The sequence below is a fragment of the Ferrovibrio sp. genome (assembly GCF_046297595.1).
In the GTDB taxonomy this organism is placed as follows: Bacteria; Pseudomonadota; Alphaproteobacteria; order Ferrovibrionales; family Ferrovibrionaceae; genus Ferrovibrio.
Map to the genome: position 1 here is coordinate 1 of NZ_JBKBHT010000006.1, position 11185 is coordinate 11185.

At 63.4% G+C, this 11185-nt stretch carries 11 protein-coding genes; all 11 read left to right on the top strand.

Going from position 1 to position 11185, the window contains the following annotated elements; genetic code table 11:
- The first annotated feature begins 29 nt into the window (after positions 1–29).
- The 11 genes from metG to ACK4FJ_RS15330 all read left to right on the top strand — a co-directional run bounded on the left by metG (position 30) and on the right by ACK4FJ_RS15330 (position 11155).
- The gene (metG, locus tag ACK4FJ_RS15280) at positions 30–1589 is read left to right on the top strand and encodes a methionine--tRNA ligase (protein WP_409767581.1); all 1560 of its coding nucleotides are present in this window, start codon (positions 30–32) and stop codon (positions 1587–1589) included.
- 7 nt (positions 1590–1596) lie between these two features.
- A complete protein-coding gene (locus ACK4FJ_RS15285) occupies positions 1597–2400 on the top strand; it encodes a TatD family hydrolase (RefSeq protein ID WP_409767851.1) in 804 nt (267 codons plus the stop codon).
- Positions 2401–2407: 7 nt separating this feature from the next.
- Complete coding sequence (locus ACK4FJ_RS15290) at positions 2408–3163, top strand: MBL fold metallo-hydrolase (protein WP_409767583.1); 756 nt, start codon at positions 2408–2410, stop codon at positions 3161–3163.
- Positions 3157–4134, top strand: a complete 978-nt coding sequence (locus tag ACK4FJ_RS15295) for a mitochondrial fission ELM1 family protein (protein ID WP_409767584.1) — start codon at positions 3157–3159, stop codon at positions 4132–4134. Before ACK4FJ_RS15290 ends, ACK4FJ_RS15295 begins: the two co-directional genes overlap by 7 nt.
- Before the next feature lie 153 nt (positions 4135–4287).
- Positions 4288–4974: a MotA/TolQ/ExbB proton channel family protein gene (locus ACK4FJ_RS15300; protein ID WP_409767585.1), complete on the top strand. Its 687-nt coding sequence runs from the start codon at positions 4288–4290 to the stop codon at positions 4972–4974.
- Between the two features lie 9 nt (positions 4975–4983).
- The gene (locus ACK4FJ_RS15305) at positions 4984–5457 is read left to right on the top strand and encodes an ExbD/TolR family protein (protein ID WP_409767586.1); all 474 of its coding nucleotides are present in this window, start codon (positions 4984–4986) and stop codon (positions 5455–5457) included.
- 6 nt (positions 5458–5463) lie between these two features.
- Entirely contained in the window at positions 5464–6237 is a 774-nt protein-coding gene (locus tag ACK4FJ_RS15310) for an energy transducer TonB (protein ID WP_409767587.1), read from the top strand.
- Positions 6238–6260: 23 nt separating this feature from the next.
- Entirely contained in the window at positions 6261–7538 is a 1278-nt protein-coding gene (locus ACK4FJ_RS15315) for an imelysin family protein (RefSeq protein ID WP_409767588.1), read from the top strand.
- Positions 7510–8949 carry a di-heme oxidoredictase family protein gene (locus tag ACK4FJ_RS15320; protein ID WP_409767589.1) on the top strand — a complete coding sequence of 480 codons (1440 nt, stop codon included), beginning with the start codon at positions 7510–7512 and terminating at the stop codon, positions 8947–8949. Before ACK4FJ_RS15315 ends, ACK4FJ_RS15320 begins: the two co-directional genes overlap by 29 nt.
- 14 nt (positions 8950–8963) lie before the next feature.
- Positions 8964–10043, top strand: a complete 1080-nt coding sequence (locus ACK4FJ_RS15325) for an imelysin family protein (RefSeq protein ID WP_409767590.1) — start codon at positions 8964–8966, stop codon at positions 10041–10043.
- Positions 10044–10045: 2 nt separating this feature from the next.
- Positions 10046–11155: a DUF1513 domain-containing protein gene (locus ACK4FJ_RS15330; RefSeq protein WP_409767591.1), complete on the top strand. Its 1110-nt coding sequence runs from the start codon at positions 10046–10048 to the stop codon at positions 11153–11155.
- The last annotated feature ends 30 nt before the right edge of the window (positions 11156–11185 follow it).

An 11185-nucleotide genomic window follows, 5' to 3' on the forward strand; every position in this document is an offset into this window, starting at 1 on the left:
CGCCGGCGCCCACACCCTAGTTTAAGCCCATGACCCGCAAAACCTATTACATCACCACGCCGATCTACTATGTGAACGACAAGCCGCATATCGGGCATGCCTATACGTCGCTGGCCTGCGACGTGCTGGCGCGCTTCAAGCGGCTGGACGGCTATGACGTGATGTTCCTCACCGGCACGGACGAGCATGGCCAGAAGGTGGAGAAGGCCGCCGAGGCCGCCGGCGTCGATCCGCAGGCCTTCTGCGACAAGGTGAGCCAGAGTTTCCGCGACCTAGCCGGGGCGATGAATTTCTCCAATGACGATTTCATCCGCACCACCGAGCCCCGTCACGTGAAGTCGGTGCAGGCGCTGTGGCAGAAGGTGGCCGCCTCGGGCAACATCTACCTGGGGCATTACGAAGGCTGGTACGCCGTGCGCGACGAGGCCTTCTACCAGGAAGACGAGTTGCAGGATGGCCCGAACGGCCAGAAGCTGGCGCCGACCGGCGCGCCAGTGGAATGGGTGAAGGAGCCATCGTATTTCTTCAAGCTCTCGGCCTGGGGCGAGAAGCTGCTGAAATTCTATGAAGAGAATCCCGGCTTCATCCTGCCGGCCAGCCGCCGCAACGAGGTGATCAGCTTCGTGAAGGGCGGCTTGAAGGATCTGTCGGTCTCGCGCACCACCTTCAAGTGGGGCATCCCGGTGCCGGGCGACGAAGCCCATGTGATGTATGTGTGGTTCGATGCGCTGACCAACTACATCACTGCCGCCGGCTATCCCGATACCGGCAGCGATTCTTATAAAAAGTTCTGGCCGGCCGACCTGCACATGGTGGGCAAGGACATCCTGCGCTTTCATGCCGTCTACTGGCCGGCTTTCCTGATGGCCGCCGACCTGGCGCCGCCGAAACGCGTCTTCGCCCATGGCTGGTGGACCAACGAGGGCCAGAAGATTTCCAAGTCGCTGGGCAACGTGATCGATCCGCTGGCGCTGATCGAGGAATTCGGGCTGGAACAGACGCGCTATTTCCTGATGCGCGAAGTGCCGTTCGGCAATGATGGCGATTTCCGCCGCGCCGGCATCGTCAGCCGCATCAACAGCGAACTGGCCAACGGTTTCGGCAATCTGGCGCAGCGCACGCTCAGCTTCTGCGCCAAGAACACCAATGCCGCCGTGCCGACGCCCGGCCCGCTGGCCGAGATGGACGAGGCCCTTCTGGCCGAGGCCGACAGCCTGGCCGATCGCATGCGCGCGGCCCTGGACGATCAGGCGATCCACACGGCCCTGCAATACTGGTTCGACCTGGTGGACGCGGCGAACAAGTATATTGACGTCGCTGCGCCCTGGACCCTGCGCAAGACCGATCCCGCGCGTATGGAAACCGTATTGTGGACGCTGCTGGAGGCGATCCGCCAGCTCGCCATCCTGGCGCAGGCGATCATGCCGAATTCGGCGGCAAAGATGCTTGATCAGCTCGGTGTCTCGGAAGCCGCCCGTAGCTTTGCCCATCTGGGCGAGATGGGCCGCCTGCGCGCCGGTACGCCGCTGCCGACTCCGCAGGGCGTGTTCCCGCGCCATGTCGAAGCCGCCGCGAAAGAGGGCGCTTGATATGGCCATGCTGATCGACAGCCATTGCCATCTGGATTTTCCCGATTTCGCCGAGGAACGCGACGCGATCATCCAGCGCGCGCGCCAGGCCGGCGTCGGTTTGATGCTCACCATCTCGACGCGGCTGGACCAGTTCGACCGCGTGCTGGCGGTGGCCGAGGCCTATCCCGATGTCTATTGCACCGTGGGCATCCATCCGCATGAGGCCGACGACCACGTGGATGTGGCTGCCGCGAAACTGGTCGAACTGACCCGGCATCCGAAGGTGGTCGGCATCGGCGAGACGGGGCTGGATTACTTCTACGAACACAGCGACCGCGAAGCGCAGAAGACATGCTTTCTCGCGCATATCCAGGCTGCGCGCGAAACCGGCCTGCCGGTGGTGATCCACACCCGCGACGCCGACGAGGATACCGCCGCGATCATCGAAGCCGAGATGGCCAAGGGCCGTTTTAAAGGCCTGCTGCACTGCTTCTCGTCGGGCCATGCGCTGGCCGAACTGGCCGTGAAGCACGACATGATGGTGTCGTTCTCGGGTATCCTGACGTTCAACAAGGCGCGCGAGGTGCAGCAGTCGGCGCAAGCCCTGCCGCTGAGCCATGTTCTGGTGGAAACCGATGCACCGTATCTGGCGCCCGTACCGCTGCGCGGCAAGCGCAATGAGCCGTCTTTCGTGGTGCATACGGCGGCCTTCCTGGCCAAGCTGAAGCAGGTCGGTATCGCCGAGGTGACCGAGGCGACCACGGCGAATTTCCTGCGGCTGTTCGACAAGGTGCCGCAGGCGGCGGTGATCGACCGCCGGGCCGCCTGACCAGACGATGCGCGCGATCATCCTGGGCTGCGGCACATCGGCCGGTGTTCCCCGTATCGATGGCGACTGGGGCGCCTGCGATCCGAACGAGCCGAAAAATCGTCGCAGCCGTTGTTCCATCGTAGTGGAGCAGGGCGATACGCGTTTGCTGATCGACACCAGCCCGGATCTGCGCAACCAGTTCCTGGCCAATGGCATCACATGGGTTTCGGCAGTGGCCTGGACACATGACCATGCCGATCAGACCCATGGTTTGGATGACCTCCGCATCCTGGCCTATACCTCGCGCCAGCGCGTGCCGGGATATGCCGATGCCTTCACGCATGAACGGCTGAAACGCAAATTCGGCTATTGCTTTGAGAAGGCCGGCGACGGTTATCCGCCGATCATCGAACCGCGCCTGATCGATGGCCCGTTCAGCGTGGGCAGCATCGAGGTGACGCCGATCCGCCAGCGCCACGGCAACATCGACTCTCTTGGCTTCCGCTTCGGGGATCTGGCCTATTCCAACGATGTGGTCGGGCTGGACGACGAGGCTTTTGCAGCCCTGGACGGCGTGAAGCTGTGGATCGTCGATGCCATGCGCTATACGCCGCATCCGACCCATAGCCATGTCGAGCAGACCCTGGAATGGATCGCGCGCGTGAAGCCACAGCGCGCCGTGCTGACCAACATGCATATCGATTTGGATTACAGCAGATTGAAAACCGAGCTGCCGCCCGGCGTCGAGCCGGCCTATGACGGCATGGTGGTGGAATGCTGAAATCCGTTTGGGCTGTCGCGCAGAAGGGCGCCGCAGGCATGCTGAACCAGGCTGTCGGTCTGGCCGAGGCCCTGTTCAACGGTGGCGGCTTTGGCCTGCCGCAGAGTTTCGAGCTGGAATATCGCGGGCCCTATACCTGGGCGCCGATGCATCCGTTCTTCGCCAGCCTGGACGCCATCACGCCTGAAAGCCGGGCGCAGTTCGGCGATCAGCCCTGGCCGGATGTGCTGATCACCTGCGGCCGCAAATCCGCGCTGTTTGCCCTAGCGGTGAAAAAGGCCAGCGGCGGCCGCACGACGACAATCCATATTCAGGATCCCAAGGCATCGCCGCGCTACTGGGACCTGTTGATCGTGCCCGAACATGACCGCACACGCGGTCCCAATGTGCTGGTTTCGACCGGTTCGCTGCATCGTGTGACCCGGCTGAAGCTAGAAACCGGCGCTGAAGCCATCCGGCAGGAATACGCGCATCTGCCGCATCCGCGCGTGGCCGTGCTGGTCGGCGGCAACAACCGCTACTATTCGCTCGATGAAGACTGGATGCGTGGGTTTGTCGGACAGCTACGCAACATGTGCGAACGGTCAGGCTGCGGCGTCATGGCGACGATCTCGCGGCGCAGCGGCGAAGCCGAGACGAACATCCTGCGCGGAGGCCTGGCCAGCCTGCCGGCGGTGTTGTGGGACGGCAAGGGACCAAATCCGTATTTCGGGTTCCTTGGCCTGGCCGATGTGATCGTGGTGACCTGCGATTCCGTTTCGATGATTTCCGAGGCTTGTTCCACGGGAAAACCGGTTCTGGTGGCCAGGCTGCCGGGGCGGTCGAGGCGGTTTGACGCTTTCTTCGACAGCCTGCTGAAACAGGGCCTGATCCAGTGGTTCGATGGCCGTCTGATGCAGTGGGATAGCGGCAAACTCGACGACATGGGTCATATCACCCGCGATGTGCGCCAGCGTTTCGGCTGGTCCTGATCCGATACACATCTTCCGCCCAAAGATATTTATAGTTATAATGTAACAATTCTCCGCCATGCCGCTTTATTTTGCGAGCGGTTCTCATTATTAATAGCGGAGTCCCCGGGCATAGCTGCACGCAGATGCAGGCAAGATTTGGAGTAAACTCTTATGAACCATGATTTTTCCTTCATGGCGATGATCCTCAACGCCGATCCGGTCGTTCAGCTGGTGATGGCCTTGCTGGTGCTGACGTCGATTGCCTGCTGGGCCATCATGATCGAGAAAACGGCCAAGTTCGGCCGGGCTCGTCGCGCCGCTGCCGCCTTCGAGGCGGCCGTGAAGGCCGATGCCTTGCTGGCTTCGGGCGGCAAGACCGCCCTGGACCCTCTGCAGGGGGCCATTCTTGCCGCCGCCGCGCGCGAAAAGCGCGACGGGCAGGATATCGGCGAGAGCCGCCACGATTTTCGCGCACGCATGGAAGGCGCGATGCGCCAGGCCATGGCCCAGCAGTTGCGCCAGATCGAACCAGGCCTGCCATTCCTGGCCACGGTTGGCTCGGCCGCGCCGTTCATCGGCCTGTTCGGCACGGTCTGGGGCATCATGAACAGTTTCACTGCGATCGCAGGCTCGAACGACACCAGCCTGGCCGTCGTTGCGCCCGGTATTGCCGAAGCGCTGTTTGCCACGGCACTGGGCCTCGTGGCCGCCATCCCGGCCGTGATCGCCTACAACAAGCTGAGCACCGATCTGGGTCGCCTGGCACAGCGGTTCAATGCCGCGATTTCCGAGGCCGCCCGTCAGTTTGTCCGTGGCAACGCCCATGCGGCGCGCAGCCACGCCGAAGCCGGGCAGTAAGAGGCTGTCATGGCGATTTCTCCGATAGGCGGTGGCGGCAGCGGTTACGAAAGCGACGACTTCGGCAGCTACAAGCCGCTGGCCGATATCAACGTCACGCCGTTCGTCGATGTCATGCTGGTGCTGCTGATCATCTTCATGGTGGCAGCACCGCTGATGATGGTCGGCGTACCATTGCAATTGCCCAAGACCACGGCAAACAAAGTCACGCCGCCGAAAGAGCCGCTGGTCATCAGCATGGACAAGGATGGCAAGCTGTTCATCCGCAAGGAACCGGTGGAAGAGGGCGATCTGGTGCGGGTGCTGAGCGAGATGCGCAACGCCGAGGCCGATACGGTGGTCTATGTGCGCGGCGACAAGGCGCTGGAATACGGTCGCATCATGGATCTGATGAGCCTGGTCGGCCAGGCCGGCTACGGCAAGATTTCCCTGGTGGCGGAAGGGGCGACGAAGGCCGCTGCCTCCGGCGCTCCGGCACGGTAGCGCGTCATGAAAACGCAGGTCTCGTCCTGGGCAGTATCGGTGGCGGTCCATCTGGCCGTGGCGGCCGTGCTGCTGTTCGGCCTGCCGTTCTTCAGCAAGCCCATCGTGGCCGAGGAGAAATTCCAGGGCATTGAAGTCCTGCTGATGGCCAGCGCGCCGCCCGTGGAAGCGCCGCCTCCACCACCGCAGCCGCAGCCGGTGGTGGAAGTTCCGCCTCCGCCGCCTGAGCCGGTCAAGGAACCGGAACTGATCACTTCCAACTCAACGGAACCGGATGTCGAACCGGTGCCGCCGCCCAAGCCGAAACCCGTGGTTCAGAAACCGCCCAAGCCCCGGCCGGAACCGCCGCGGCCGCAGCCTGAGCCGGTGAAAATGCCGCAGCCGCCTGCACCCGTGGTCGAGCCGCAACCCGTCAGGACACAGGTCGCGGCCGTTCCCCCGGCGCCGCCGGGCCCGGTCATGTCCGCGCCACGCGTGACGGTCAATCCGAATGCCGAGGCCAGTTACTACGCCAGCCTGCTGGCATGGCTGGAACGCCACAAGGAATATCCGCGCCGCGCGCAATTGCGGCGACAGGAGGGCGTTGCCCATCTGCGCTTCACCATCGACGGGCAGGGGCGTGTGATCGGCCACCGCATCGAACGTAGCTCAGGCCACGAAACACTCGATGACGCTGTCGAACGGATGATCGCCAAGGCGTCGCCGCTGCCCCCGATCCCGGCATCGCTCGGGAAAAACAGCCTCGATGTGGTTGTCCCCATCCAGTTTTACCTGAAATGATCCTGTCTGGAGGAAGAGTTGCCATGGCTCGCTTTGGCCTCGCGCTTGTTTTTGTGTTCGGGGTGTTTACCGGAAGCAATGCCTTTGCCGCCGGCCAGGACGACATCAAGGCCGCAGTGTTGAAAACCTATGGCGATATCGCCCAGGCGATCTTCGAGGATTCACTGTCTTCGGCGCGCAGCCTGCAGAAAGCCGTAACCGCGCTGATTGCGGCGCCATCCGAAGCCAGCCTGAAGAAAGCCCGTACAGCCTGGATTGCCTCGCGTGTCCCTTACATGCAGAGCGAAGTGTATCGTTTCGGCAATGCCATCGTCGACGACTGGGAAGGGCGCGTGAATGCCTGGCCGCTGGACGAGGGCCTGATCGATTACGTCGATGCCGATCGATATGGCGAGGAATCCGACGAGAACCCGCTTTACACCGCGAATGTGATCGCCAACCGGCAGATCAAATTCGGCGGCAAGGCCCTCGATGCTACGAAGATCGACTGGAAGCTGCTGCGCAAACTGCATGAAGTGGGCGGCGTGGAGGCCAATGTCGCCACCGGTTATCACGCCATAGAGTTCCTGCTCTGGGGCCAGGATCTGAATGGCACCGGCGCGGGTGCGGGCAACCGGCCCTGGACCGACTATGCCAAACAGGGCTGCACCAACGGCAATTGCGAGCGCCGCGCCCAGTATCTGGCGGTGGCGACCCAGATGCTGGTCGACGACCTGGCCTGGATGGCCAAGCAGTGGCAGCCCGAGGGCGCGGCGCGCAAGGCCCTGACCGAGAAAGGCCTGGATGCCGGTATCAGCGCGATGCTGACCGGACTGGGCAGCCTGTCTTATGGCGAGCTGGCCGGCGAGCGCATGAAGCTGGGCCTGCTGCTGCACGACCCCGAGGAGGAGCATGACTGCTTCTCTGACAACACCCACCATGCGCATTACTACGACGTGGCCGGCATGCTGAATGTCTATGGCGGTGAATACAAACGGATCAATGGCAGCACAGTGAAGGGGCAGGGTCTGACGCATCTGGTGCGCGTGATGGCCCCGGAACTGGACACTGAAATGCGCGGCAAGCTGAAGGCGACCATGGATGCCTTCGACGCGATCAGGCAGCGGGCCGAAACCAAGGAAGCCTATGACCAGATGCTCGGCGAGGGGAATGCCGAGGGCAACGCCATGATCCAGGCTGGCATCGACCGCCTGACCGACCAGACGAAGACGCTGGAGCGCGTGGTTGCCGCGCTGAAACTGAAGGCGACATTCGAAGGTTCGGACAGTCTCGATGCACCCGATAAGGTCGGCAAGCACTAAGACCCGCGCGTTCGGTATCGTCGCGCTGGCAACGCTGCTGGCGCTGCCGGCCGGAGCAGACGAGCGCCGCCCCGGCGGCGATGCGACGGTGAGCAAGCCGATCAACAGTTCGGTCTTTTCCCATCCGTCCGGCAACATGCGGTTCGAGCGCCAGCTCGACTTCAGGATCGGCGATGGAATCTTCCGCAAGCTATGGGCTTCGTCGCCAAGCTCGACCACATCGTCGGATGGCCTGGGGCCGCTCTATAACGCACGCTCCTGCCAATCCTGCCACCTGAAAGACGGGCGTGGCCGGCCACCGGCCGAGGGCGAAACGGCCGTATCGATGTTCCTGCGCCTCAGTATCCCGCCGCAGAACGAGGCAGACCGGCAGGCGTTGGAATCCTTTGTCCGGACGGTGACGCCGGAACCGACCTATGGCACGCAGCTGCAGAACTTTTCCGTGCAGGGCCTGCTGGCCGAAGGGCGCATGGACATCGCCTACAGCGATGTAAAGGTGGAGCTTGCCGAGGGCGAGACCGTCACGCTGCGCAAGCCGAGCTACAGAATCGCTGACTTGAACTATGGCCCGCTGCATCCACAGACCATGATCTCGCCGCGCGTGACGCCACAGATGATCGGCCTCGGCCTGCTGGAGATGATCCCGGAAGCCGATATCCTGCGTCACGCCGATCCGGAAGACCGGGATAGCGACGGTATTGCTGGCCGGCCCAACCAGGTGTGGAGCCACGCCCATGGCAAGGCGATGCTGGGCCGCTTCGGATGGAAAGCTGGTGCTGCCACGGTCGCCGACCAGACGGCGGAGGCCTTTGCCGGTGATCTTGGTCTTTCCACACCGCTGCTTCCCCAAACGTCGCATGGCGAATGCACGGTGGCGCAGCGCGATTGCCTGAATGCGCCCACAGGCGACGATCCGGACGAAAACATTGAAGTGCCGCGCCAGATGTTCGACCTGACGGTGTTCTATGCGCGCAACCTTGCTGTGCCGGCGCGCCGGAAATCCGGCGATCCCGCCGTGCGACGCGGCCAGGCATTGTTCGCAGCGGCAGGCTGCGCTGGCTGCCATGTCCCCAGTCACCGGACGGCAACCGATGCCGCCCATCCCGAACAATCAGGACAGACGATCTGGCCCTATACCGATCTCTTGCTGCATGACATGGGCGAAGGGCTGGCCGATAATCGCCCTGAGGGTCACGCCAGTGGCCGGCACTGGCGCACCGCGCCGCTCTGGGGCATCGGCCTGACCCGCATTGTCAGCGGCCATGATTTCCTGCTGCACGATGGCCGAGCGCGCGGCGTTCTGGAAGCGATCCTCTGGCATGGCGGCGAGGCGCAGGCGGCACGCGACCGCGTGGCCGGCATGAGCAGCCAGGAACGGGCTGACTTGCTGGCCTTCATCAATTCGCTGTAACGCGGAGACCTGTCATGCGTATTCCTGGCCTGGTGTTTGTTCTGCTGATGGTTTTCCATGGGCCGGCTCTGGCGCTGGATGGGAAAACCTACGAAGCCATCAACCGTGCCGCGGTCGAGGGACATGTCCTGCCGCGCTACGATGCGCTGGCAACCGCAACTGGAAAACTGGAGCAGGCGTCCAAGGCTTTCTGCGCCATGCCGGCCGCGGAGCGGAAGGTCGAAACGCTGCAGCAGGCCTATCATGATGCGGCCGATGCCTGGCAGGATATCCAGCATGTGCGGTTCGGCCCCATCGACCTGTTCTTCCGCAGCCAGCGTTTTGCCTTCTGGCCCGATCCGCGCAACACCATCGGCAAGCAGATGGCCGAGCTGATCGCCAAACACGCCAGCGGCTCAATGAATGCAGATGTTCTCGGACGCGGCAGCGTGGCGGTGCAGGGCCTGCCGGCACTGGAGCGCATGATCTTCAGCGAGGACGCAAAGAAACTGCAGACTGGTGTGGATACCGCTTTCCGCTGCGGATACGTGATTGCGATTGCGGAGAACCTTGCCGGCATGGCGCGTGAAACGCAGCAGGAGTGGCGCGCACCGACCAAAGGCTTTGCCGCGCAGATGTTGAAACCGGGGCAGGGCGCGGATGCGCGCTATCGCGACGCCAAGGAAGCGACGCTGGAACTGTTCAAGAGCCTCTATACCGCAATCGAACTGGCGGCCGATCACAAGCTGGCGCGGCCGCTTGGTGCCTCGGCCGACGATGCGCGACCGCGCCTGGCCGAATCCTGGCGCAGTGAGCGCTCGCTGCGCAATGTCCAGCACAACCTTACGGCTGCGACCGACCTGTATGTGACGGCCTTCGCACCACATATCCCGGATAAGTCCCTGGATGAGGCGATCCGTGCGGCCTTCGCGCAGGCCCATGCCTCGGCGGCGGCGCTGCCCATGCCGCTGGAGCGCGCCGTGCAGGATGCCGGTACCCGCAAGGCCGCCGAAAAACTGGCCGCCGATACCCAGGCCCTGAAGAGTCTGGTGATGCAGCAACTGCCGGAGGCACTGCAGATTCCGGTCGGCTTCAACGCGCTGGATGGTGACTAAAAATGGCGACCATCGTTTCGCGTCGCACAACCATTGGCCTGCTGGCTGCCTGGGCGATATTGCCAACCAGGATCGCAAAGGCACGCACCGGGCAGCTTTTTTATCTAAATGCCTATGGCAACAAGGCAGGCTTCGGCGTTGCCGGGTTCGATGCGGCCGGCCGGATCCGTTATAGCCTGGCATTGCCCGGACGTGGCCACAGCTTCGCTCGCAGTCGTGATATCGCCGTGGCGTTTTCGCGCCGCCCGGGCGATTACGCCGTGGTGTTCGCGGCGCAGGACGGCAAGGAACGGCATCGTATTGCTGCTGCCGAGGATCGCAGCTTCTGCGGCCATGGCGCATTCACGGCCGATGGTCGTCTGATGTTCGCCACCGAGGTTGTCGGTTCGACCGGCGAAGGCGTGCTGGGCATCTACGATGCGACACTGGGCTTCCGCCGGATCGGCGAATATCCGACCCATGGGCTGGACCCGCATGAAATCCGGCTGATGCCCGATGGCCGCACGTTGGCGGTGGCCAATGGCGGCATCCTGATGCTGGCCGACATGCCCCGGCTGAAGCTGAACATCCCGGATATGGATCCGTCGCTGGTTTACCTGGATGCTGCGACCGGGCGGCTGATCCGGCAGGTCCGGCCAGCCCAGGACCTGCGGCAGCTCAGTATCCGACATATCGCCATCGACCGGCGCGGCCGGGTCGCCATCGCCATGCAGTATGAGGGCCCGGAAACCGACGCGGTTCCGCTGGTGGCCTGGCATGGCGGGCCGGAGGACCGGGACGGCCTGCGGTTCCTGCCGATGCCGCCGGAACAGCGCGCCGGCCTGCGGCAGTATTGCGGCAGCGCCGCCATGGCCGGCGCTGGCCGGCTGCTGGCCGTGACCAGCCCGCGCGGCAACCGGATGCTGCTGTGGGACATGGAAGCCGGGCGCTATCTGGCAGCGGCAGAGATGCCGGACATCTGTGGCGTTGCTGCGCAGGCGGATGGCGCGGGCTTCATCGTCAGCAACGGCCTGGGCCGGATCGCGGCCTGTTCAGACGGCGCCGTCCTGACGGCATTGAACGATGCGGGCGGACAGCGTTGGGACAACCATATGATGGCGGTTTCTGTATAAATTACTGAAATAACGGCTATTATAATTTTC